At 68.8% G+C, this 23,308-nt stretch carries 24 protein-coding genes; 15 read left to right on the top strand and 9 right to left on the bottom strand.

Features of this window, described 5'->3' with window-relative positions; all coding sequences use genetic code 11:
- Positions 1-16 precede the first annotated feature (16 nt).
- On the bottom strand, positions 17-880 hold the full coding sequence (locus ABL844_RS01835; RefSeq protein ID WP_418130314.1) for a M48 family metallopeptidase: 864 nt from the start codon (positions 878-880) through the stop codon (positions 17-19).
- A 59-nt stretch (positions 881-939) separates the two neighbouring features.
- On the opposite strand from ABL844_RS01835, the gene ABL844_RS01830 reads away from it, so the two are divergent.
- The 6 genes from ABL844_RS01830 to ABL844_RS01805 all read left to right on the top strand — a co-directional run bounded on the left by ABL844_RS01830 (position 940) and on the right by ABL844_RS01805 (position 7,956).
- Positions 940-2,325: an AmpG family muropeptide MFS transporter gene (locus tag ABL844_RS01830; RefSeq protein WP_418130313.1), complete on the top strand. Its 1,386-nt coding sequence runs from the start codon at positions 940-942 to the stop codon at positions 2,323-2,325.
- A gap of 162 nt (positions 2,326-2,487) precedes the next feature.
- Positions 2,488-3,690 carry a beta-ketoacyl-[acyl-carrier-protein] synthase family protein gene (locus ABL844_RS01825; protein ID WP_418130312.1) on the top strand — a complete coding sequence of 401 codons (1,203 nt, stop codon included), beginning with the start codon at positions 2,488-2,490 and terminating at the stop codon, positions 3,688-3,690.
- Positions 3,687-4,553, top strand: a complete 867-nt coding sequence (locus ABL844_RS01820; RefSeq protein WP_418130311.1) for a beta-ketoacyl synthase chain length factor — start codon at positions 3,687-3,689, stop codon at positions 4,551-4,553. The genes ABL844_RS01825 and ABL844_RS01820 overlap by 4 nt, the downstream gene beginning before the upstream one ends.
- A gap of 117 nt (positions 4,554-4,670) precedes the next feature.
- Positions 4,671-5,393 carry a response regulator gene (locus ABL844_RS01815; protein WP_126022422.1) on the top strand — a complete coding sequence of 241 codons (723 nt, stop codon included), beginning with the start codon at positions 4,671-4,673 and terminating at the stop codon, positions 5,391-5,393.
- Positions 5,394-5,404: 11 nt separating this feature from the next.
- Positions 5,405-6,604: an ATP-binding protein gene (locus tag ABL844_RS01810; protein WP_126022423.1), complete on the top strand. Its 1,200-nt coding sequence runs from the start codon at positions 5,405-5,407 to the stop codon at positions 6,602-6,604.
- Between the two features lie 80 nt (positions 6,605-6,684).
- Positions 6,685-7,956: an O-antigen ligase family protein gene (locus tag ABL844_RS01805; protein WP_240650658.1), complete on the top strand. Its 1,272-nt coding sequence runs from the start codon at positions 6,685-6,687 to the stop codon at positions 7,954-7,956.
- A 41-nt stretch (positions 7,957-7,997) separates the two neighbouring features.
- Here ABL844_RS01805 and ABL844_RS01800 read toward each other — a convergent pair whose 3' ends face one another.
- Together ABL844_RS01800 and ABL844_RS01795 are read right to left on the bottom strand one after the other, a co-directional pair.
- Positions 7,998-8,207 (bottom strand): zinc-finger domain-containing protein, encoded by a 210-nt coding sequence (locus tag ABL844_RS01800; RefSeq protein WP_013538728.1) that lies wholly within the window; start codon positions 8,205-8,207, stop codon positions 7,998-8,000.
- A 37-nt stretch (positions 8,208-8,244) separates the two neighbouring features.
- Positions 8,245-9,198, bottom strand: coding sequence for a branched-chain amino acid transaminase (locus ABL844_RS01795; protein WP_019658018.1), 954 nt, complete (start codon positions 9,196-9,198; stop codon positions 8,245-8,247).
- A 134-nt stretch (positions 9,199-9,332) separates the two neighbouring features.
- On the opposite strand from ABL844_RS01795, the gene ABL844_RS01790 reads away from it, so the two are divergent.
- Positions 9,333-10,322, top strand: a complete 990-nt coding sequence (locus ABL844_RS01790) for a recombination-associated protein RdgC (protein ID WP_184640378.1) — start codon at positions 9,333-9,335, stop codon at positions 10,320-10,322.
- Between the two features lie 166 nt (positions 10,323-10,488).
- Here the strand turns inward: ABL844_RS01790 and ABL844_RS01785 are convergent, their stop codons facing one another.
- Both ABL844_RS01785 and ABL844_RS01780 read right to left on the bottom strand, forming a co-directional pair.
- On the bottom strand, positions 10,489-11,700 hold the full coding sequence (locus tag ABL844_RS01785) for a M20 aminoacylase family protein (protein ID WP_418130310.1): 1,212 nt from the start codon (positions 11,698-11,700) through the stop codon (positions 10,489-10,491).
- Between the two features lie 38 nt (positions 11,701-11,738).
- A complete protein-coding gene (locus ABL844_RS01780) occupies positions 11,739-13,058 on the bottom strand; it encodes an MFS transporter (protein ID WP_418130309.1) in 1,320 nt (439 codons plus the stop codon).
- A gap of 201 nt (positions 13,059-13,259) precedes the next feature.
- Here ABL844_RS01780 and ABL844_RS01775 point away from each other — a divergent pair, with 201 nt between their 5' ends.
- Positions 13,260-14,204, top strand: a complete 945-nt coding sequence (locus ABL844_RS01775; RefSeq protein WP_184640384.1) for a LysR family transcriptional regulator — start codon at positions 13,260-13,262, stop codon at positions 14,202-14,204.
- Here ABL844_RS01775 and ABL844_RS01770 read toward each other — a convergent pair.
- Both ABL844_RS01770 and ABL844_RS01765 read right to left on the bottom strand, forming a co-directional pair.
- The gene (locus ABL844_RS01770; RefSeq protein ID WP_418130308.1) at positions 14,201-14,626 is read right to left on the bottom strand and encodes a glycerate kinase; all 426 of its coding nucleotides are present in this window, start codon (positions 14,624-14,626) and stop codon (positions 14,201-14,203) included. The two genes, ABL844_RS01775 and ABL844_RS01770, sit on opposite strands and share 4 nt — an antisense overlap.
- 35 nt (positions 14,627-14,661) lie before the next feature.
- Entirely contained in the window at positions 14,662-15,030 is a 369-nt protein-coding gene (locus tag ABL844_RS01765; protein WP_369660008.1) for a VOC family protein, read from the bottom strand.
- Between the two features lie 184 nt (positions 15,031-15,214).
- On the opposite strand from ABL844_RS01765, the gene ABL844_RS01760 reads away from it, so the two are divergent.
- A complete protein-coding gene (locus ABL844_RS01760; RefSeq protein ID WP_184640387.1) occupies positions 15,215-15,670 on the top strand; it encodes a hypothetical protein in 456 nt (151 codons plus the stop codon).
- Positions 15,671-15,722: 52 nt separating this feature from the next.
- Here ABL844_RS01760 and radA read toward each other — a convergent pair whose 3' ends face one another.
- Together radA and ABL844_RS01750 are read right to left on the bottom strand one after the other, a co-directional pair.
- A complete protein-coding gene (gene radA, locus ABL844_RS01755) occupies positions 15,723-17,114 on the bottom strand; it encodes a DNA repair protein RadA (protein ID WP_418130307.1) in 1,392 nt (463 codons plus the stop codon).
- A 35-nt stretch (positions 17,115-17,149) separates the two neighbouring features.
- Complete coding sequence (locus tag ABL844_RS01750) at positions 17,150-18,163, bottom strand: Bug family tripartite tricarboxylate transporter substrate binding protein (protein ID WP_418130306.1); 1,014 nt, start codon at positions 18,161-18,163, stop codon at positions 17,150-17,152.
- A gap of 111 nt (positions 18,164-18,274) precedes the next feature.
- Between ABL844_RS01750 and ABL844_RS01745 the strand changes: the two genes are divergently transcribed.
- The 6 genes from ABL844_RS01745 to hpaE all read left to right on the top strand — a co-directional run bounded on the left by ABL844_RS01745 (position 18,275) and on the right by hpaE (position 23,307).
- Positions 18,275-18,781: a MarR family winged helix-turn-helix transcriptional regulator gene (locus ABL844_RS01745; protein WP_418130305.1), complete on the top strand. Its 507-nt coding sequence runs from the start codon at positions 18,275-18,277 to the stop codon at positions 18,779-18,781.
- 116 nt (positions 18,782-18,897) lie between these two features.
- Complete coding sequence (gene hpaR / locus ABL844_RS01740) at positions 18,898-19,335, top strand: homoprotocatechuate degradation operon regulator HpaR (RefSeq protein WP_369660012.1); 438 nt, start codon at positions 18,898-18,900, stop codon at positions 19,333-19,335.
- A complete protein-coding gene (locus ABL844_RS01735; RefSeq protein ID WP_418123817.1) occupies positions 19,332-19,970 on the top strand; it encodes a fumarylacetoacetate hydrolase family protein in 639 nt (212 codons plus the stop codon). Before hpaR ends, ABL844_RS01735 begins: the two co-directional genes overlap by 4 nt.
- Positions 19,967-20,737: a fumarylacetoacetate hydrolase family protein gene (locus ABL844_RS01730; protein WP_418130304.1), complete on the top strand. Its 771-nt coding sequence runs from the start codon at positions 19,967-19,969 to the stop codon at positions 20,735-20,737. Before ABL844_RS01735 ends, ABL844_RS01730 begins: the two co-directional genes overlap by 4 nt.
- 91 nt (positions 20,738-20,828) lie before the next feature.
- Positions 20,829-21,809: a Bug family tripartite tricarboxylate transporter substrate binding protein gene (locus tag ABL844_RS01725; RefSeq protein WP_418130303.1), complete on the top strand. Its 981-nt coding sequence runs from the start codon at positions 20,829-20,831 to the stop codon at positions 21,807-21,809.
- A gap of 31 nt (positions 21,810-21,840) precedes the next feature.
- Positions 21,841-23,307, top strand: a complete 1,467-nt coding sequence (gene hpaE / locus ABL844_RS01720) for a 5-carboxymethyl-2-hydroxymuconate semialdehyde dehydrogenase (RefSeq protein ID WP_418123812.1) — start codon at positions 21,841-21,843, stop codon at positions 23,305-23,307.
- The last annotated feature ends 1 nt before the right edge of the window (position 23,308 follow it).

Raw genomic sequence — 23,308 nt, 5'->3', positions numbered from 1 at the left:
GAGGGAGTCATGCAAGTCAGCTCTTCCTTGCGTCGCGGTAGAGCTTCTCGACCTTCGGCAGGTTCGCTTCGAGCTTCGAGATGCGGTCCGGACCGCTCGGGTGCGTCGAGAGGAAGCTCAGGCCGCCCTGATTCCTGGACACCGTGGCCATCTTCTGCCACAGCGAGACCGACGCCTTCGGGTCATAGCCCGCCCGCGCCGCCAGTTCGAGCCCGACGAGATCGGCCTCTGTCTCGTCGCTGCGGCTGAACTTGAGGGTGATGAGCTGCGTGCCGGCGCGCGCGGCCAGGTCGCCTACCTGCCCCCAGCCGAGCAGCTGCGCACCGATGGAGAGCGCGGCGCCCGTGCCCGCGCTCTTGGCCAGGCGGGCGCGTGCATGCTCGCGCAGGGCGTGAGCCATCTCGTGGCCCATCACCATCGCGACCTCGTCGTCGGTGAGCTTCAGCTGGTCGAGGATGCCTGTGAAGAAGGCGATCTTGCCGCCGGGCATGCAGAAGGCGTTGATCTGCTTGCTGCCGATCAGGTTGACCTCCCACTTCCAGTCTCGGGCGCGCGAATTCCACGGCATCGCGAACGGAATGAGCCGCCTGGCGATGGCCCGCAGGCGCTGCAGCTGCGGATTGCTCTCGCCCGCGAGCGCCCCCTTGGCGCGTGCCTGCTCGAGCAGCTGGCCGTACTGCTGCACGCCGGCCGTCTCGATCTGCTCGACCGGCACGATGTTCCGGGCCACCGAGGCCTTGCCCACGTCGACCTGCGCCAGGGCCGGCTTCGCGAGGACCGCGCCGGCCGCCGCCAGCAGGAAGGCTCGCCGCGGATGCCACGCGGAAGCTGCGGAGGGGGCGGGAACGTCGGTGAAGGGGCGATCGCATCGTGTGCACATAGGAGCGGGATGATAGGAACAAATGAAGACAAGAAGCCCGGGAACCCGGGCCGTCGCTCATGGACAATCCAGGGCACATGTCCGCCTCGCCCGCAGAAACCCCCACGCCCACCTCACCGCCCTGGCGCGACGCGCTGAAGGTCTACCTGGAGCCCGCCACCCTGCGCATGCTGGCGCTGGGCTTCTCGGCCGGGCTGCCGCTGCTGCTGGTGCTGGGCACGCTGAGCTTCCGGCTGCGCGAAGCGGGCATCGACCGCACCACCATCGGCTACCTGAGCTGGGTCGGGCTGGCCTACGGCTTCAAGTGGGTCTGGGCGCCGCTGGTCGACCGGCTGCCGCTGCCGCCGCTCACCACCTTGCTGGGACGCCGCCGGGGCTGGCTGCTGCTGGCGCAGTGCATGGTCATCGCAGGGCTGGCGGGCATGGCGGTCAACGATCCGCGCCACGGGCTCACGCCGCTGGTGTGGTGCGCGCTGCTGGTGGCCTTCGGCTCGGCCACGCAGGACATCGCGCTCGACGCCTTCCGCATCGAATCGGCCGAGGCGCGCAAGCAGGCCGCGCTGGCCGCCGCCTACCAGACGGGCTACCGGCTCGCGATGATCTGGGCCGGCGCCGGCGTGCTGTGGGTCGCGGCCTGGGCCGAGGTGGCGCCCGCTGCAGCGGCCACGGGCGCGGCGGCCTATCAGAACGGCGCCTGGAAGACGGCCTACCTGGTCATGGCGGCATCGATGGCCATCGGCGTGGTCACGGTGCTGCTTTCGCCCGAGCCGGTGCCGGGCGCCATGCCCAAGGCCCGGACCGCCGCCGAATGGCTGCGCAACGTGCTGATCGAGCCCTTCGCCGATTTCATACGCCGCTACAAATGGCAGGCGGTGCTGATCCTCTCGCTGATCGCCATCTACCGCATCAGCGACGTGGTGATGGGCATCATGGCCAACCCGTTCTACGTGGACATGGGCTTCACCAAGGACCAGGTGGCCTCGGTCAGCAAGATCTACGGCGTGATCATGACGCTGGCGGGCGCCTTCGTCGGCGGCGTGCTGTCGATGCGCCTGGGCGTGATGCGCGTGCTGATGCTCGGCGCCGTGCTCAGCGCCGCCAGCAACCTGCTCTTCGCCTGGCTGGCCACGCGCGGGCACGACCTGACTGCGCTGATCGCGGTGGTCTCGGCCGACAACCTGGCCGGCGGCATCGCCTCGGCGGCGTTCATCGCCTACCTGTCGAGCCTCACCAACATCAGCTACTCGGCCACGCAGTACGCCCTTTTCAGCTCGCTGATGCTGCTGCTGCCGAAGTTCCTGGCCGGCTACTCGGGTGCCTTCGTCGACGCCTACGGCTACAGCAGCTTCTTCGTCGGCACCGCCCTGCTGGGTGCGCCGGTGCTGTTGCTGGTGGCGCTGGCCTCGCGGCTGACGGCGACCACAAGCCCAAAGGGCCGTCAATAGGGCCTGGGCCTTATAGGAAACGGCCGACGGTGCGCGGGCCGCGCAACTGGTAGGCTGTGCCGGTATACATTCGTTTCTTTCAATTTTCTTTCCCCGCCGCGCGCTTCGCTTCCTGCCGGCGTCCATCGTCCGCCTGACCGACAGCCCAACACCTACAAGATCGTGCCGTCCCGAATTTCTCCTCTTCAGATAAGTGCCTACACGGCCACCAGCGCCGTCGGTGTCGGCAAGGAAGCGCTGGCCGACGCGCTCGCGCAGTCGCGCAGCGGGCTGCGCGCCAACGATTTCGGCGACGCGCCGCTGCCCACCTGGATCGGCCGCGTCGAAGGCGTCGAGGAGGTCCGGCTCCCCGAATCGCTCGCGCAGTGGGACTGCCGCAACAACCGGCTGGCCTGGATGGGCCTGCAGGCCGACGGCTTCATCGATGCCGTGGCCGCGGCGCGCGAGAAATACGGCGCATCGCGCATCGCGCTGGTGCTGGGCACCTCCACCGCGAGCATCGGCGAGACCGAGCTGGCCTACACGCAGCTCGACGCGCAGGGCATGTTCCCGCCCGGACAGCGCCGCCCCGAGGTGCACACACCGCATTCGCTGGCCATGTTCGCGCAGCAGCTGCTGGGCATCAGCGGACCCAGCGAAACGATTTCCACCGCCTGCTCGTCCAGCGCGAAGGTGTTCGCCTCGGCCGAGCGGCTCATTCGCCTGGGCCTGGCCGACGCGGCCGTGGTCGGCGGGGCCGACACGCTGTGCGGCAGCGTGCTGTTCGGCTTCAACTCGCTCGAACTTGTATCGAGCGAGCCGTGCCGGCCCTTCGACGCCGCGCGCAAGGGCATCAGCCTGGGCGAGGCCGCGGGTTTCGCGCTGGTCGAGCGCGTCCAGACCGGCGCCGATGCCGCGCCGCTGCATTTGCTGGGTTACGGCGAAGCCAGTGACGCGCACCACATGTCGACGCCCCACCCCGAGGGCCTGGGCGCCGAGCGCGCGCTCGACGAGGCGCTGGCGCGCGCCGGGCTCGCACCCGAGGCGATCGACTACATCAACATGCACGGCACCGCGAGCCAGAAGAACGACGAGGTCGAGGGCGCGCTGGTGGCGCGCCGCTTCCCGGCACGCACGCACGCCAGTTCGACCAAGGGCTTCATGGGCCACACGCTGGGTGCGGCGGGCATCGTCGAGGCGGTCATCAGCCTGCTGGCGATCGAGCGCGGCCTGATGCCGGGCACGGTCAACACGCACACGCTGGACGACGGCTTCGGCCCGCAGATCCGGCTGGAGCCCGCGCGCGGCGAAGTGCGCTATGCGCTGAGCAACTCCTTCGGCTTCGGCGGCAACAACTGCTCCCTCGTTTTCGGCAAGGCGGCATGAACCACATGAACCAGGCCGCTTCCAAGCCCCCCACCCTCTACATCGAAGGCCCCTCCTTCTGGACTCCCACGCTGCCTGGCTGGGACGCCGCGCGCGCCGCCTTCCGCGGCGAAGGCGCGCTGGCCGATCCGCCCGCCAAGCGGCCCTCGCCGCAGGTGCTGGCCCCTGCCGAGCGCCGCCGCGCGCCCGACACCGTGGCACTGGCGCTCGAAGTGGCCGCCGCCGCCCTCGCCGGCTCGGGCCGCAACGCGGCCGACGTGCCCTGCGTGTTCACGTCGGCGCACGGCGACCTGTCGATCAACGACTACATGTGCAGCACGCTCGCGAGCGATCCGAAAGGGCTGTCGCCCACCAAGTTCCACAACTCGGTGCACAACGCGGCCGTGGGCTACTGGACCATCGGCACCGGCTGCATGGCGGCAAGCAACGCGGTCTCGGCCTACGAGCACAGCTTCGCCTCGGGCCTGCTGGAGGCGGCCGTGCAGTCCGCCTGCGACCAGGAGCCCGTGCTGCTGGTGGGCTACGACACCCCCACCCTCGGCGCGCTGACTTCCGTCACCGACAGCCGCGGCCTGCTCGCGGTGGCGCTGGTGATCGCAAGCGAACCCGGCGAGCGCACCGTGGCGGCGCTCGACTGGTCGCTCGTCAGCGAAGACGGCAAGGCTGCGGCAGCCACGCCGCCGCGCTCCGAAGCCGCGAAGTCGCTGGCCGAGATCAACCCCATGGCCCAGTCGCTGGGCCTCTTCGAATCGCTGGCACATCTGGATGACGGCAATGTCGGCGGCGTGGGCTCGCCGGTCGACCTGCCGCTTTCCGCCACCCTGTCGCTGCGGCTGCAGTTGCGGCCGTTCGCACGGGGCTGAGCCCACGGCCACTGCAACCGGCGCTATGCTTTTCGCAGCATGGCCGGTTGACAGGGGTTGCCGAGGTTTACCCAACTTTACGGAGCGTTCAAGCCCTCTTGCTCCCGGTGGACGACCATGAAGCGCATGAGCACCCCCCAACTCCTGATGATCGAAGACGACGCCCGCCTGGCGCAGATGGTGGGCGAATACCTGACGCAGTCGGGCTTCGCGTTCAACCATGCCGGCGACGGCGCCGCCGGGCTCGAGCAGCTGCAGCAGCACGCGCCCGACCTGGTGATCCTCGACCTGATGCTGCCCGACACCGATGGCCTCGAAGTCTGCCGCCGCATCCGCGCGCTGCCCGGTCCGCTGTCGAAGGTGTCGGTGCTGATGCTCACGGCCAAGGGCGACCCGATGGACCGCATCATCGGCCTGGAGATCGGCGCCGACGACTACCTGCCCAAGCCCTTCGAGCCGCGCGAGCTGCTCGCGCGCATCCGCGCCGTGCTGCGCCGCCGCGCCGAGAGCGCCACCGAGGCCGAGGCCTCGTCGGTGATGCGCTTCGGCACGCTGGAGATCGACCGCAACGCGCGCACCGTGTCGGTGGGCGGCGCGGTGGCCGACCTCACCTCCTACCAGTTCGACCTGCTGACGGCGATGGCAGAGCGCGCGGGCCGCGTGCTCACGCGCGACCAGATCATGGAGGCCGTGCGCGGCCGCGAGCTCGAAGCCTTCGACCGCTCCATCGACGTGCACATGGGCCGCATCCGCGCCGCCATCGAGGTCGACGCGAAGAACCCGAAGCGCATCCTCACGGTACGCGGCGTCGGGTACGTCTTCGCCAAGCAGCAAGACTAGGCTGACCGCCGATGCTGCGCAGTCTCTATTCGCGCCACCTCTACGTCCGCATCTGGCTCGCGGTGGTGGGCGGGGTCGTCATCCTCACGCTGATGGCCAACTGGATCGTGCGCGAGGCCGCCGAGGCCGAGCGCGAACGGCTGGCGCCGGTGCCGCGCAACGTGGTGGTGCTGGACGCACAGGACAAGCCGATAGGCGCGGGCACCGCGCTGCGCGTGCCGGGCCAGGGCCTGGAGTTCGACGTGACGCTCAGCGACGGCAAGGCCATCACGCTGCGCGTGGCGCCGCGCGAGCGGCCCACCGGCACCGGCGGTTTCGCGCCGTGGCGCACGCCCTTCGGCCTGGGCTGGATGATCGCGCTGGTGGGCGTGGCGGTGGCGCTGGGTGTGTACCCGATCGTGCGGCGCATCACGCAGCGGCTGGAATCGCTGCAGCGCGGCGTGCAGCGGTGGGGCGAGGGCGATCTCTCGGTGCGCGTGACAGAAGAAGGGCAGGACGAAGTGGCTGATCTATCCAAACGATTCAACGCGTCGGCCGAACGCATCGAGCAGCTGGTGCGCTCGCACAAGTCGCTGCTGGCCAACGCATCGCACGAGCTGCGCTCGCCGCTCACCCGCATCCGCATGGGCCTGGAGCTGATGGGCGAGCACCCGAGCCAGTCGGCGCGCGAGGAAATCTCGCGCAACATCGGCGAGCTCGACCAGCTCATCGACGAGATCCTGCTGGCAAGCCGGCTCGACGCCAGCGAGGCCGACATGGGCACCATCGAGCCGGTCGACCTGACCGGGCTCGCAGCCGAGGAATGCTCGCAGGTGAACGCCGAGCTCGACCTGGCCGACGGCACCGACAACGCCACTCTCACCGTGCCAGGCGTGTCGCGCCTGCTGCGCCGCGCCATCCGCAACCTGCTGGAGAACGCGCGCCGCTACGGCGCCGGCGAGATCGCGGTGGAGCTGGGCAGCGCCAACGGCTACGCCACCGTGCGTGTGAACGACCGGGGCCCGGGCGTGCCGCCCGCCCTGCGCGAGCGCATCTTCGAGCCCTTCTACCGCCTGCCCGGCGCCAGCGAGCGCAACGGCGGCGTGGGCCTGGGGCTGGCGCTGGTGAAGTCGATCGCCGAGCGGCACGGCGGCACCGTGCGCTGCGAGGACCGCCCCGGCGGCGGCGCGAGCTTCGTGATCCGCCTGCCGGCCGCCGCACGCAGCCACTGAACGCGCACTGTCCACCACCCCCGCCCGCGCGGGGTCGTGGTCAGGTTGGCCCGAGGACGCCAACCTAAAATCCCGCCCCTATGCAGAGATCGCACATCGTTCGGCCCGCGGCCATGTTCTGGGGGCTGGTGGTGTTCATGCCGGTCGGCGTCACCTATCTTTCGGCCATCGTGCTGCTGCTCGCCATGCTGGTGGCCGGCGGCCTGGGCGAGCGCTATGCGCGGCTGCGCGCCAACCCGCTGTGGTGGCCGGTGATGGCCTACTTCGCCTGGACCTTCATCGTGCTGGCCATCGGGCAGCACTATCCCGAGACCGGCTCCAACCTCTTCCACGGCATCCGCATCGGCCTCACGATGCTCATGGCGATGGCACTCACGCGCGAGGAAGCCATCTGGGCGCTGCGCGGCTTCCTGCTGGTGGCGGCGCTCAACATCGTGCTGGTCATCGTCTTCTACGCGGTCGGCGGCTTCAACATCTGGTCGCCGCTGCGCGCGGTGGTGATGGAGGTGGGCAACAAGTCGATCAGCAACGCGCTGCTATTCAGCGTGGTGGCTTCCACCGCCGCCGTGTGGGGCATCGCGCAGATCGCCGCCCACAAGCCGCTGCGCGCCGTTCCCGCCTTCGTGCTGATGCTCGGGCTGGGCCTGGTGGTGGCGCTGCCGCTGACCTCGCGCACCTCGGTGCTCGCGCTGCTGCTGGTGGTCCCGGTGGTGTGCATCCATCAGTGGCGCAGCCACCTGAAGATGCTGGTGGGCGCACTGGTGCTGGGTGCCGTGGTGATGGGCGCCGGGCTCTACCAGTTGCCGCAACTGCAGCACAAGGTGGAAGTGGGCGTGCAGGAACTCGAGGAGGCGCAGGCCGGCGCGGTCTTCAAGGGCAGCTGGGCCATCCGCTACTACATGTACCGCGACACCGGCCTCATGATCGCCGACCGCCCGTTCACCGGCTGGGGCATCGGCGGCTGGACCGACCAGTGGCACAAGCGCGGCCCGGCGCTGCTGGCCGACTCGAACATGCCCCACAACGACTTCCTCTGGGTCGGCGCCCAGGGCGGCCTGCCCGCGCTGCTGAGCCTGCTCTTCATCATGGTCGCCGCCGTCTGGCAGGCATGGAAGAGGCCCGACATCGCGGGCCGCTACGCGCTGGCGGCCACGCTGATCGCGCTGATCGCCTCGAGCGTGAACTCGGCCATGCGCGACGCGCAGATCGGCCTGGCGCTGCTGTTCATCGCGATGGTCTACCTGCGGCTCGCGCAGGAGAAGAACGACCCGAATCCGTGGCGCGGACTGCTGTCCTCGCGCCTGAAAGGCCTGGAGAGCCTGGAAAAAGACCCCGCCCGCCCGGCTGCCTGAAGAGGCACCTGGCGGCCGGGGCCGGGTGGTTCAGCCGTGGCTCAGTGCCGCGCCGACACCGCCTCGCCGGCCTTCAGCCGGTACACCGTGCCGCAATACGGGCACTTGGCCTCGCCGGTGCGCGCCACGTCGAGGTACACCTTCGGGTGGCTGTTCCAGAGCTTCATGTCGGCCTTGGGACTGGGGCAGAACACGCCGCCCTGATGATTGAGCTCCTTGGCCAGGAGTTCGACTACTGCATTGGTGGACATGGGGTCGTTCTCTCGTTCTCTCGTTCTCTTCTTCTGCTCAGACTTTCGTGAGCCAGTGGGCGTACTTGGGATTCTTGCCGTTCACGATGTCGAAGAAGGCCGCCTGGATCTTCTCGGTGATCGGGCCGCGCGCGCCGCCGTCGCCGCGGTTGCCGATCTCGATGCGGTCGAGCTCGCGGATCGGCGTGACTTCGGCGGCCGTGCCGGTGAAGAAGGCTTCGTCGGCGACGTAGACCTCGTCGCGCGTGATGCGCTTTTGCACCAGTTCCAGGCCCAGGTCCTTGCACACGTGCAGGATGGTGTTGCGGGTGATGCCGTTGAGCGCGCCGGCCGACAGGTCGGGCGTGTAGACCACGCCGCCCTTGACCACGAAGATGTTCTCGCCCGCGCCTTCGGACACGAAGCCGCTCGCGTCGAGCAGCAGTGCCTCGTCGTAGCCGTCGTCCAGCGCTTCCATGTTGGCCAGGATCGAGTTGGTGTAGTTGCTCACCGTCTTGGCCTGCGTCATCGTGATGTTGACGTGGTGGCGGGTGTAGCTCGAAGTCTTCACGCGGATGCCGCGCTTCATGCCCTCTTCGCCCAGGTAGGCGCCCCAGGACCAGGCCGCGACCATGGCGTGCACCTTGTTGCCCTTGGGGCTCACGCCCAGCTTCTCGGAGCCGATCCAGATGAGGGGCCGCAGGTAGCAACTCTCGAGCTTGTTCTCGCGCACCACCTGCTTCTGGGCCTCGTTGAGCTGCTCCTGGGTGAAGGGGATCTTCATGCGCAGGATCTTGGCGCTGTTGAACAGGCGCTCGGTGTGCTCCGCCAGGCGGAAGATCGCGGTGCTGCCGTCGGCCGTCTTGTAGGCGCGCACGCCCTCGAAGGCGCCGCAGCCGTAGTGCAGCGTGTGGCTCAGCACGTGGATCTTGGCGTCGCGCCAGTCCACGAGTTCGCCGTCCATCCAGATCTTGCCGTCACGGTCGTCCAGCGAGGGGGGGATCGAGCTCATTTCCTGATTCCTTTGGGATCGGTGTGGGGGTGCGACAGGAAGGGAAGTCGCAAAAGCTTGCGATTTTACGGCGCCGGGCCGAAGGGCCTGCCCGACAATGGCCGGCTGTCCAAACCGTTGGAAAAAGGGTTTCCGTGTCCGTATTCAAGAACGTCATCGTCTATCGCATCGAACCCGCCTGGTCCCAGACACTGGCCGAGGCGGAGGAAGGCCTGGGCAGGCAGCGCTTCGAGCCCTGCGGCCCCTCGCAGGAAAAGTCCGCCGGCTGGATCGAGCCGCGCGGCGAGGCCAACGGCCCGCTGGTGGAGTCCATCGACGGCCAGTGGCTGGTCGAATACATGATCGAAAGCAAGCAGGTGCCCGGCTCGGTGGTTCGCCGCAAGGTCGACGAGCGCTGCGCCCACATCGAGGCCACCACCGGCCGCAAGCCCGGCAAGAAGGAAAAGAAGGAGCTCAAGGAAGACATCACCCTCGAGCTGCTGCCCATGGCCTTCACCCGCAGCGCGCGCGTGACGGTGTGGATCGACAAGGCCGAGAACCGCCTGGTGATCAACACCGGCAACGCCTCTCGCGCCGACGAAGTGGTCACCAGCCTCGTGAAGTCGCTCGACGGCTTCGCGGTGGCGCTCATCAACACCCAGGTCGAGCCCGCCGCCGCCATGGCCAACTGGCTGCTCACGCAAGAGCCGCCGGCCGGCTTCACCATCGACCGCGAGTGCGAGCTCAAGGCCAGCGACGACTCCAAGGCCGTGGTGCGCTACGCCAAGCATCCGCTGGACATCGACGAGGTCAAGCAACACATCACCGACGGCAAGCGCCCCACCCGCCTCGCGCTGACCTGGGACGACCGCGTGTCCTTCGAGCTCACGCACGGCCTGCTGATCCGCAAGATCGCCTTCCTCGAAGGCACGGGCGACGGCGCGGCGGGCGGCAAGAAGGAAGACAACTTCGACGCCGACGTGGCCATCGCCACCGGCGAGCTGGGCCAGCTGGTGCCGGCACTGCTCGACGCGCTGGGCGGCGAAGCGGCCTTTTCCGCAGCGCCGCAGGACGAAGCGCCCAAGCCTGTTGCCACCCAGTCCGAGGCTACGGCAGGGGCCGAAACGGAAGACGCGCCGTTCTGAGGCCGTCAGGAACACGGACAACCGAACGCAGAAGAAATACAAAAACTACGCAAAGGTCGCAAAAGAAACCAAGGAAAAAATTTCTGGTTTTCCTTTCGCGACCTTTGCGAAACCTTCGCGTCCTCTGCGTCCGGCTGCCCACTCCCGCATTTCCAGCAGCTTGCGATCAGGCCACCAGATAGGTCTGCGCCAGTCGCACCCAACAGGCGGCCCCAAGCGGCAGCACTTCGTCGTTGAAGTCGTAGCCGGGGTTGTGGACCATGCAGCCGCCGAATTCGCCCTCGCCGTTGCCCAGCAGCAGGTAGCAGCCCGGCAGTTCGGAGAGCATCCAGGCGAAGTCCTCGCTGCCCGAGAAGCCCTTGGGCGCCTGCGTGACGACGTTCTCCTCGCCTACCAGTTCGGCGCACACTTTCGCCGCAAGCTCGGTCTCGGCGGCGGTGTTGACCACCGGGGGCACGAGCTGGCGGTAGTCGATCTCGGCTTCCACGCCGTGCGCCTGCGCGGTGAGGCTCACGATCTCGCGGATGCGCTGCTCGACCAGCGCGCGCGTCTCGGGCCGTGCCGCGCGCACGTTCAGGCCCAGCGACACCGACTGCGGGATCACGTTGTGCGTGGCGCCGCCGCGGATGAAGCCGACCGACACCACCGCCGTGTCGTCCGGCGCCACGTTGCGCGCCACCACCGTCTGCAGAGCCGTCACCACCGCCGCGGCTGCCGCGACCGGATCGCGCGCGCGGTGCGGCATGGCGCCGTGCCCGCCCACGCCCTTGATGGTGACGTCGGCCACGTCGGACGACAGCGTGACCGGGCCTTCGATCGCCATCATCGTGCCCACCGGCACGCCCGGCGCGTTGTGCAGCGCGTACACCGCATCGCAGGGGAAGCGCTCGAACAGGCCGTCCTCGATCATCGCGCGCGCGCCGCAGAGGTTTTCTTCGTCGGGCTGGAAGATCAGGTTCAGCGTGCCGTCGAAGTCGCGCGCCTTCGCCAGCGCCTTGGCGGCCGCCAGCAGGATGGCCGTGTGGCCGTCGTGCCCGCAGGCGTGCATGCGCCCCGCGTTGCGGCTCGCGTACGGCAGGCCGGTGGCCTCGGTGATGGGCAGCGCGTCCATGTCGGCGCGGATGCCCAGGCGGCGCGTGCCGCTGCCGAGCCTGAGCTGCGCCACGATGCCGGTGCGGCCAATGCCGGTGTGCACCTCGTAGCCCCAGCTGCGCAGCAGGTTCGCGACCAGCTCGCTGGTGGCGTTCACCTCGAAACCGAGCTCGGGGTTGGCGTGGATCTGCCTGCGGATGTCGACGAAGGCCTGGGTGTCGACGTCGGCCGGCGGCAGCAGGCGCGACAGGAGCTTGGTGGTCTGGGGGCTGAGTTGGCGGGTCATCTGGGAAATCTGTTCCTTTCGTCGTCTGCGGATGGCGTTCAGGCCGCCTTGCGTTCGCGCAGACTCGGCAGCGCGCCGAGGCTCAGCACGCCGCAGACCATCATGTAGAAGGCAGGCGACATCGGGTTGCCGGTCTTCGCGAGCAGCCAGGTCACGATGAACTGCGAGGAACCGCCGAACACCGTCACGCCCACGCTGTAGATCACCGAGATGCCGCTGGCACGCACGCCGGCTGGCAGCATCTCCAGCAGCATCAGGAACATGGGCGTGGTGCCGATGTTCACGCTCGCGGTGAGCAGCGCAGACAGCGCCAGCACCAGCGGCACGCTCGGGTACTGGCCGATGAGCCAGAACACCGGGTACACCGCGATCACGCTGAAGAGCAGCGAGCCGATCACCAGCGGCTTGCGGTTAGGCAAGCGGTCCGCGAGCCGTCCCGCGACCAGCGACACCACGAACAGCGTGATGCCCGTGACGCAGCCCGACAGCAGCGACAGCGACGGCGGCATGTGCAGCACGCGGATCATGTAGGTGGGCATGAAGAACACCACGAGGTACATCGTGGCCGTGCCGGCGGTGGTGGCCAGGATGCCCTTGAGCACCAGTCCGCCGTGCTCGCGCAGCAGCCGGCCGATGGGACTGGACTCGTGGCTCTCGGCGACGTGCGTCTCTTCCAGGTGCGCGCGGATGTAGAGCCCCACCGGCGCGATCAGCAGCCCGAGCAGGAACGGCAGGCGCCAGCCCCAGCTCTCCAGCGAGGCTTGCGGCAACGCGGCATACAGCGCGGCGCCGGTGAGCGCGCCCAGCAATGCCGAAACGCCCTGGCTCGCAAGCTGCCAGCTCACGCGAAAGCCCCGGCCCTTCACGCCGCCCGCTTCCATCAGCATCGACGTGGCGGCCCCCACCTCGCCGCCGAGCGAGAAGCCCTGCAGCAGCCGGCCCAGCACGATCATCAGCGAGCCGAAGACGCCAGCCGACGCATAGGTGGGCGCGAAGGCGATGCACAGCGTGCCCAGCACCATGAGCCCGATGGTCAGCGTCATCGCCGCCTTGCGGCCCTTGCGGTCGGCGTAGTTGCCGATGATCACGCCGCCCAGCGGACGCATCACGAAGCCGATGCCGAAGGTGGCCACCGCCAGCAGCAGCGAGCCGTAGGGGCTGTCGGAGGGAAAGAACAGCTTGCCGATCAGCAGCGCGAAGAAGCTGTAGACGGTGAAGTCGTACATCTCCAGCGCATTGCCCAGCGAACAGGCGGCGATCAGGCGGAACTGGCTCTGCTTCTTTCCCTTGCCATGCTGCACCACGGCAGCCGGTGAAGAGGCCCCGATCGGGCTTGCGGGCAATGCGGCTTCGCTCATCTAATGTCACTCCACGTACAGGTTGCGAGGGGGCGTGCATCGACTGCGGGCCCGTTCGCGGCGGAGTATTCAGGCAAAGCGCTGCGGCGAAGAATCACAAATTTTCATGCTGATAACCAAACGGCATCCCCGTCATAAACAGGCGCCGGAGGCCATCGGGACAACCCCCAAGAGGCCTCTTTCCGGGAGCGGCGCACCACGATGAAGCTGCAACAGTTGCGCGTACTGCTGGCCGTGGCGCAGCACGGCAGCATCCACGAGGCCTCGCGCAGCCTGCACACCACCCAGCCTGCGCTGTCGAAGACCATCTCGGAGCTGGAGCGCGAACTCGGCGTGACGCTGATGTCGCGCTCCACGCGCGGCGTGAGCCTCACGGCCTACGGCACGGCGCTGGTCAAGCGCGCGAGCGTGGTCGAGCAGGAGCTGCGCCACGCGCTGGAAGACATCGAGGCGATACGCGGGCACGACGAGGCGCAGCTCAACATCGGCTTCACCGCCGTGGCATCGAGCGGGCCGCTGCCCGATGCGATGGCGTCTTTCCGCAGGCGCTTTCCCAACGTGGCGCTGCGCGGCTTCGAGCTGCGGCCGCAGCAGATCTTCGAGGGCCTGCGCGAAGGCCGGCTCGACCTGGGGATGGTCTCCACCTGCAACGGGCCCGGCACCAACGCATTCCAGTGGGAGCCGCTGTTCTCGGTGGCCATGCACCTGTCGGTGCGCACCGGCCATCCGCTTAGGCGTGTGCGCAGGCTGCAGCCGCTGGTGGACGCCGACTGGCTGGTGCTCGACCCCATCGACGACGCGGGCAGCCCGCTGGTGAGCATGATGAACATGCACGGGCTGGAGATGCCCAGGCGCATGGTGCACAGCGCCTCGAACCTGCTGGGCCTGCAGCTGGCCACGCAGACCGACCTGATCAGCATGTGGTCGGACTTCGTGTTCCACGGCGCGGGGCCGCTGCGGCTGCAGCCCCATCTGCTGGAGAAGCTGCCGATCACGGACGAACTGCCGGACTTCGACGTGTTCCTGGTCTACCGCTCGGCCGACCTGATGACGCACGCATGCGCCGAATTCGCGAAGGAGGCGCGCCACCAGGCGAAGGCCAATCCGCCGTGGCGGCAGCCCCGGCGCAAGGGGAGTGCGTCCTAGGCTGCGCTGTCTTCGTCGGCCGGCGTCTCGGGCCGCGTCATCGTCCAGCTCTGCAGCTTGCCGCCGTTGAACACGGTATCGACATACGAGCCGCCGCCGTCGGTCCAGCGGTAGTGCTCGGGCTGCTCGTCCTTGGGCGAGCGCAGTTCGCCGAGGGCGCGCGTCATCGCGATCACATGCATCAGCGTCACGCCCGGCTTGAGCTTGGCGTTGAGCATCACCGCGCTGGCCACGTAGCCCACCGGCCGCTCGGCCGCGCGCTTGAGCACCTGCATGGCGCGGTTGAAGTGCAGCAGCAGGAACATCACGATCGCGCCACCGGCCAGGGCGACACCGCCCCACCCGCCAGCGCGCCAGGCCAGCGCCATGACGACGATGGCGCCCACGGGCAGCAGAAAGTTCTTGAAATTCATGGCCTGCATTGTCGCCGCCCGGCACATCGCGGCCGGCAAAGACCTCAGGCCGGGCCGCGCAGTCCGATGCAGTTGCCCCAGGGGTCGCGCACCTGGCACATGTACTGCACGCCCTGCGCGTCGTCCAGCCGTAGCGGCCCCCGGTACAGCACAGCACCGGCCGATTCGAAGCGGCGCAGCGCGGCATCGAAGCGGTCGACGCTCCAGTACACGACCGAGCCCGAAGCGCCCGAACCGACCTTCCCGTCGCTCGGCACGATCTCGAGCAGGACCCCTTGCACCGACAGGCATTCGAACACCGGCGTCCCGATGCGGACGCGAACGGCCTCGCCCCCGAATGCCGCTTCGTACCAGCGCAGCGCCGCCTCCACGTCAGCGACATGGACCATGACGGCGGCAATCGGGAACGGCATCGGCTTCATTCGGCGAACGGTTGGTAGGGGCGTGATTGTGCCGGCCCATCCGCAGCGATCGCGGTAGCGGCCGTGGCTACCGCCGGGCGCGCAAGGCGGTACTCGCAGCGAAAGGCACGTACGGCGGCGGCGAGAGGCGGCACATTTCGCCGCACGGGCATCCGCCCGGGCCACCGAAAAGCGTATGACCATTCCGCGCTCCGTCACATTCGTTCGTCTCACCCTCGCCGCCACGCTCACGGCCGCCGCGCTCAGCGGCTGCTACGTCGTGCCGCTCGGGCAACCCGCTCCCTCGGCGCCGCCTTCGCAGGCTTACGCCGTCGCGCCGGGCCCGGTCGCACAGACCTTCAACGCGCGGCTGTACCCGTCGAATGCCGAGGCCTCGCGCTACGGCGTCGTCTCCGGCACGGTGACCAACGACATGAACGGCCGCGGCCACTTCAACGCACAGATCGGCGGCGAACAATTTCAGGGAGAGGCAACCCGGGTCGCCGGCTCGCGTGCCAACGGCGTGGCGAACGCCACGGGCAGCCGCGGCGGCAACCTGAGTTGCCAGTATTCGATGAACTCGGCCACGCTGGGTAGCGGCCAATGCGTGCTCAACAGCGGACCGGCGTTCACGATGCACATCGGGGGATAGGGAGGGTAGGCCCGGCGCGACAGCGTGCGCGCCGGGTCATTTTTTCCCGGTTTCAGTCGAGGCGGCGGACGACGTCCATCGCCTCCTCGATGCGGTCCACCGCGTGGATCGTCAGCCCTTCGATTTCCTTCGCGCCCTTTCGCGGCGCGTTCGCCTTGGGCACCACCGCCACGCTGAAACCCAGCTTGGCGGCCTCGCGCAGGCGCTCCTGCCCGCGCGGCGCGGGGCGCACCTCGCCGGCCAGGCCCACTTCGCCGAAGGCGATGAAGCCCTTGGGCATGGGCTTGCCGCGCAGGCTGGAGGTGATGGCCAGCATCACGGCCAGGTCGGCCGCGGGCTCGCTGATGCGCACGCCGCCCACCGCGTTCACGAACACGTCCTGGTCCATGCATGCCACGCCGGCGTGGCGGTGCAGCACCGCCAGCAGCATCGCGAGGCGGTCGCGGTCCAGGCCCACCGAGAGGCGGCGCGGGCTCGGCCCGCCGTTGTCGACCAGCGCCTGGATTTCCACCAGCATCGGCCGCGTGCCTTCGAGCGTGACGAGCACCACGCTGCCGGGCACGGGCTCGGCATGCTGGCTCAGGAAGATCGCGCTCGGGTTGGTCACGCCCTTCAGGCCGCGCTCGGTCATGGCGAACACGCCGATCTCGTTGACCGCGCCGAAGCGGTTCTTGATGGCGCGCACGAGGCGGAAGCTCGAATGCGTGTCGCCCTCGAAGTACAGCACCGTGTCGACCATGTGCTCCAGCACGCGCGGACCGGCGAGCGCGCCCTCCTTCGTGACGTGGCCCACCAGCACCACCGCCGTGCCGCTGGTCTTGGCGAAGCGCGTGAGGTGCGCCGCGCATTCGCGCACCTGCGCGACGGAACCGGGCGCCGAGGTGAGCTGGTCGGAGTACACGGTCTGGATCGAGTCGATCACCGCGATGGCCGGGCGCGTGGCGTCGAGCGTGGCGATGATCTTCTCGAGCTGGATCTCCGCCAGCACCTGCACCTGCGAGTGGTCCAGGCCCAGCCGCCGGGAGCGCAGCGCCACCTGCGAGCCGCTTTCCTCGCCGGTGACGTAGAGCGCGTTCTGCCCGGCGTGCTGCAGCGCGTCGACCGCCTGCAGCAGCAGCGTCGACTTGCCGATGCCCGGGTCGCCGCCGATCAGCGTGACGCCGCCGGAGACGATGCCGCCGCCCAGCACGCGGTCGAGCTCGTCGATGCCGGTGGGCGTGCGCGCGACGTCGGTCGCCTCGATCTCGGAGAGCGTCGCGAGCTCCGATGCGCCCGCGAGCGACGCGAACTGGGTGCCGAAGCGGTTGTTGGCGGGCCCGCTGCCGGCGCCCGCGACCTGCTCGACGAGCGTGTTCCATGCGCCGCAGCTGGGGCATTTGCCCAGCCACTTCGGGCTGGTGCCGCCGCATTCGCTGCAGACGAAAAGTGATTTGTCCTTGGCCATCCTTCGAGTTTAGGTGGCCGGGCGATGCTGCTTCTTCAGTCGTTGGCCTGGAAGTTCACCGCCTTCATGATCGCCGCCCATCTCGCGGTGTCCTCGCGCATGGTCTTCAGCAGCGCCTCGGGGCCATCGCCGACCGGGTACATGCCGTTCTGCAGCAGCTGCTGGCGCACCTCGCGGGAATTCACCGCGCGCGTGAACTCGGCGCGCAGCTGGTCGACCACAGGCTTGGGCGTCTTCAGCGGCGCGTAGTAGGCGAACCAGGCGGTCGCCACCACGTCCTTCAGGCCGCTCTCCACGAAAGTGGGCAGGCTGGGCATCAGCGGCGAGCGCTTCTCGCCGCTGGTGGCGATGACCTTCACGCGGCCGGTGGGCAACAGCTGCAGCGCGCCGCCGACGGTGTCGAAGTAGGCGGGAACGATGCCGCCCATCACGTCCTGGCGCGCCGGCGTGGAGCCGCGATAGGGCACGTGCACCATCGACAGCCCCGCCGATCGGTTGAGCATCTCGCCGAGAAAGTGCGAGGGCGTGCCCGCACCGTACGACGCGAAGCTCACGCCGCCGGGCTGCTTTTTGGCCCAGGCGATGAATTCGGCGACCGTGTTGGCCGGCACGTCCTTGTGCACCACCAGCGCGAGCTCGAAGCGGGCCGCGTTGATGATCGGCTGGAAATCCTTGACCGGGTCGTAGGTCAGGTTCCTGTAGGCGCTCGGGAACATGGTCATCATGCTCGCGGTGCCCAGCAGCAGCGTGTGGCCGTCGGGCGCGGCGGTCTTCACCACGTCGACCGCGATGCGCCCGGCGGCGCCGGAGCGGTTGTCCACGATGAGCGGGCCGAGCGACTCGCGCACTTCCTGCGCGATGGCGCGGGTGAGCACGTCCTGCGTGCCGCCGGCGGGCACGCCGATCAGCACGCGGATGGGGGTGCCGCGCTGGATGGCCTGCTGCTGGGCCTGCACCGCGGCGGCCATCGGCGCGAGGGCCATGCCGCCGAGCGCGGCCAGCACGCGGCGGCGCCTGTGAAGATGCAGGAACTGCGGGTCTGTCGTCATCTGTCTTGTCTCCGTTGCTTGCTGTCTGCGCAGCGCGATGGGTCGCGGCCACTGTAGAGCGCCGACAATTGGTTCATCTAATCAATCATTGCCCGGGCAAACCCTATGCCGATGCAAGCGCAGCCCCGCACGCTCGACGACCTGCTGCTCTACCGCACCAGCCGGCTGCTGTCGGTCGCGGGCAGCATGGTCATCCGGCTGTGCGAGGGGCGCTTCGGCATCACGCGGCGCGAATGGCGGCTCATCGCCACGCTCGCGGGGCACGGCGCGCTGGGCTCGTCGCAACTGGCGGAGCACGCGCAGCTCGACCGGGCGCGTACGTCGCGCGCCGTGAGCTCGCTGGTCGAGAAGGATCTGATCTCGCGCGAGCAGCCCGCGGGCGACCGGCGCCATGTGCTCCTGCGACTGACCGCGCGAGGCACGAAGCTGCATGCGGAGCTTTATCCGCTGGTCTGCGCGATCAACACCGAGCTGCTGGGTGCGCTGAAGACCGACGAAGTGACGCTGCTCGACGACATGCTGCAGCGCCTGCATGCGCGCGGCGAGGCGATGGTGGCTGCCGCAGCCGACCTGCCCAAGGCCGACCGGCGCCGCCGTGAAGCACCCGCCGCGCGCTGAAGCGCACCGCACGGCGTATCCGTGCATACCCTAGGTTTGCGAATCGACCCGGCAATCGGCTAGGAAAGCCGCGACGATTCATTTAACATGTTAAGTAATTTCGGAAGAGACAAGCTTTGAGCACCACATTCACTCATCGCAACCTGCCGCGCCTGCTGCTGCAGGCACGCGAGGCCGTGATGGCCCACACGCGGCCCAGCCTGCGGGAGCACGCCCTGTCCGACCAGCAATGGCGCGTGCTGCGCGTGCTGGGCGAGCACGGCGCGGTCGACACCGGCCGCGTGGCGCGCGAGGCCTTCATCCTCGGGCCCAGCCTCACCGGCGTGCTCGCGCGCATGGAGCGCGACAACCTCATCACCCGCGCGCGCGATCCGGCCGACCAGCGCCGCACCGTGGTCGAGGCCACGCCGCACGGCATGAAGCTGGTGAAGCGGCTGGGCAGCAGCATCGAGGCCCACTACGACTGGATGGAACAGTCCCTCGGCAAGGCCAAGCTCGCGCAGCTCTACGGGCTGCTCGACGAACTCATCGCACTGGAGCAACCCTCGCCATGAGCAGCACTCCCCATTTCCTACCCACGGGCACGGTGTACGGCACCCTGCTCAACTTCCGCGCGGAGGTGGAGGCACTCGCGCCGCAGATGACGCAGCCGCCCTACAAGGCACCGCCGAAGGCGCCCGTGCTCTACGTGAAGACGGCCAACACATGGAGCCCGCACGGCAGCGCCATCACGGTGCCGGCCGGTGTACCCGAGGTCGAAGTCGGCGCAAGCATCGGCATGGTGATCGGCGCCGAGGGCGACGTCGAAGGCTTCGTGCTGATGAACGACCTGTCGATTCCCCACGCGAGCTTCTTCCGCCCGCCGGTCAAGTTCAAGTGCGTCGACGGCTTCCTCGGCATCGGCCCCGTGCTGCGCGACGCGCAGGAAGTGGCCGACCCGGCCAACTTCCGGGCCGAGGTGCGCATCAACGGCGAGCTCAGGCAGTCGCTCGACTTCTCGCAGCTCGTGCGCCCCGCGCGGCAGCTGCTCGCCGACGTCGGCGAATTCATGACGCTCGCGCACGGCGACGTGCTGATGCTCGGCTGCGGCGCCGGCCGTCCGCTGGCCCGCGCGGGCGACCGCATCGACATCTCCGCGCCGGGCTTCGAGACCCTGAGCAACACGCTGGTGAAGGAAGCCACGGCATGAAGCACGCACGCGTCATCTTCGAAGGCCGCGAGCACACCGGCACGAGCCACGAGTTCAACGGCCAGCCCGATGCAGCCGTGCGGCTGGACGACGGCCGCGTCGTGCCGCAGGAGCAGCTCGTGTGGCTGCCGCCGCTCGCGCCGACTGCGCGCCCGCGCACCATCCTCGCGCTGGGCCTCAACTACGCCGACCACGCCAAGGAACTCGAATTCAAGGCGCCCGAGGAGCCGCTGGTGTTCGTCAAGGGCCAGAGCGCGCTCATCGGCCATCGCCAGCACACGCGGCGCCCGGCCGGCGTGCAGTTCATGCACTACGAGTGCGAGCTCGCCATCGTGGTCGGCAAGACCGCGAGGAACGTGAAGCGCGACGACGCCTACGACTTCATCGGCGGCTACACCGTGGCCAACGACTACGCTATCCGCGACTACCTGGAGAACTGGTACCGCCCCAACCTGCGCGTGAAGAACCGCGACACCTGCACGCCGCTGGGCCCGTGGTTCGTGGACGCCGCCGACATCGCCGACCCGATGGCGCTCGCGCTGCGCACCACGGTGAACGGCACCGTCACGCAGGAAGGCAACACGCGCGACATGATCTTCGACGCGCCCTTCCTCATCGAGTACTTCAGCCGCTTCATGACGCTCTCGCCGGGCGACCTGATCCTCACCGGCACGCCCGACGGCGTGGTCGACTGCAAGCCGGGCGACGTGGTCGTCACCGAGATCGAAGGCATCGGCGCGCTGGTCAACACCATCGCGGCGGCCTGAGCCGGCGCGCCGCCGGCCTGCCGCTTCGACACCGCGACGCGCCTTTCTTTCATTGCCACATCCATAACCCGATCAGCGGAGACAACACGACATGATCACCGGCAGAAAGCTCCTCCAGTTCACCGCCGCCGCCCTGGCGCTGGCCGTCTCGGCCGCAGCCCTCGCGCAGACTGCCTACCCCGCCAAGCCCGTGCGCTGGGTGGTCGGCTACCCGGCCGGCGGCGGTACCGACTTCCTCGCGCGCACCGTGGGCGCGCAGGTCTCGCAGCAGATGGGCCAGCCGGTGCTGGTGGACAACCGCCCCGGCGCGGGCGCGATCATCGCGTCGGAGAACGTGGCGCGTTCGCCGGGCGACGGCTACACCGTGTTCTCGGCCGACAACGGCGTGCTGGTCTACAACCCCGCGCTCTACAAGAAGCTGCCCTACGACGCCGAGAAAGACTTCGCGCTCGTCGGCATGATGGGCCGCTCGCCGCTCATCATCACCGCGGCGCCCAACGCAGGCATCGCCGATGCGAAGGCGCTGCTGGCCGCGCTGAAGGCCTCGCCCGGCAAGTACAGCATCGCGACGCCGGGCACCGGCAGCCCGCACCACCTCGCCTACGAACTGTTCCAGCGCGAGGCCGGCGTGTCGATGCTGCACGTGCCCTACAAGGGCGGCGCCCCCGCGCTGCAGGACCTGATGGGCGGCCAGGTCGCGCTGATGATGCTCGACCTGCCCAGCGGCGTGAGCGCGGTCAAGGCCGGCAAGGTGATCCCGCTGCTGGCCATGTCGGGCGAGCGTGTGCCGCAGCTGCCCAACGTTCCCACGGCCAAGGAGCTCGGCTTCGCCAACGTCGAGGCCTACACATGGCAGGGCCTCGTGACGCCCGCGGCCACGCCCAGGGAAGTGCAGGCGAAGCTGGGCAGCGAACTGCAGAAGGCTATGGCCGACGCCGGCGTGAAGCAGAAGCTCTACGACGCCGGCTGGGAGGCACGCCCCGCCGACGCCACCGAGATGACGCGCTACGCCGAGTCGGAGCGCAGGAAGTGGCAAGCCCTCATCAAGGCGCGCGACATCAAGCTGGACTGACAGATCCGGACCCCTTTTTGGACCTTTTCCCATGCAACAGATCGACCATCTCATCGGCGGCAAGTCCGTCAAGGGCTCGGACTACTTCGAGACCGTCAACCCCGCCACGCAGGAAGTGCTGGCCGAAGTCGCCTCGGGTGGCGAGGCCGAGGTCAACGCCGCCGTCGCCGCGGCCAAGGAAGCCTTTCCCAAGTGGGCCGGCATGCCCGCGCCCGAGCGCGCGAAGCTGATCCGCAAGCTCGGCGACCTGATCGCCAAGAACGTGCCCGAGATCGCACAGACCGAGACCAACGACTGCGGCCAGGTCATCGCGCAGACCGGCAAGCAGCTGGTGCCGCGCGCGGCCGACAACTTCTACTACTTCGCGGAAATGTGCACGCGCGTGGACGGCCACACCTACCCCACGCCCACGCACCTGAACTACACGCTGTTCCATCCGGTGGGCGTCTGCGCACTCATCAGCCCGTGGAACGTGCCCTTCATGACGGCCACCTGGAAGGTCGCGCCCTGCCTGGCCTTCGGCAACACCGCCGTGCTGAAGATGAGCGAGCTCTCGCCGCTGACGGCTGCGCGCCTGGGCGAACTGGCGCTGGAAGCCGGCATTCCGCCGGGCGTGCTGAACCTGGTGCACGGCTACGGCAAGGAAGCCGGCGAGCCGCTGGTGGCGCATCCCGACGTGCGAGCCATCTCGTTCACCGGCTCCACCGCCACCGGCAACCGCATCGTGAAGAGCGCGGGCCTGAAGAAGTTCAGCATGGAGCTCGGCGGCAAGAGCCCCTTCGTGATCTTCGAGGACGCCGACCTCGACCGCGCGCTCGACGCGGCCGTGTTCATGATCTTCAGCAACAACGGCGAGCGCTGCACCGCAGGCTCGCGCATCCTGGTGCAGCAGTCGATCTACGCCGACTTCGCCGCGAAGTTCGCCGAGCGCGCGAAGCGCATCACCGTGGGCGACCCGCTGGACGAGAAGACCATCGTCGGCCCGATGATCTCGCAGGCCCACCTGGCCAAGGTGCGCAGCTACATCGAGCTGGGCCCGAAGGAAGGCGCGACGCTGCTGTGCGGCGGGCTGGAAGCGCCCTCGAACCTGCCCGAGCGCGTGAAGAAGGGCAACTACGTGGCGCCCACCGTGTTCGCCGACGTGGACAACCGCATGAAGATCGCGCAGGACGAGATCTTCGGCCCCGTCGCCTGCCTCATTCCGTTCAGGGACGAGGCGCACGCCATCGAGCTGGCCAACGACATCCAGTACGGCCTCAGCAGCTACGTGTGGACCGAGAACATCGGCAAGGCGCACCGCGTGGCCGCCGCAGTAGAGGCCGGCATGTGCTTCGTCAACAGCCAGAACGTGCGCGACCTGCGCCAGCCATTCGGCGGCACCAAGGCCTCGGGCACCGGCCGCGAAGGCGGCACCTGGAGCTACGAAGTGTTCTGCGAGCCGAAGAACGTGGCGGTGTCGCTGGGCTCGCATCACATTCCTCACTGGGGCGTGGCGTGAG

It is taken from the genome of Variovorax sp. 278MFTsu5.1 (genome assembly GCF_048305045.1).
GTDB classification, from domain to species: Bacteria; Pseudomonadota; Gammaproteobacteria; order Burkholderiales; family Burkholderiaceae_C; genus Variovorax; species Variovorax guangxiensis.
The sequence above is the reverse complement of the archived record's forward strand: the minus strand, read 5'-3'. Positions and strand labels throughout refer to the sequence as shown.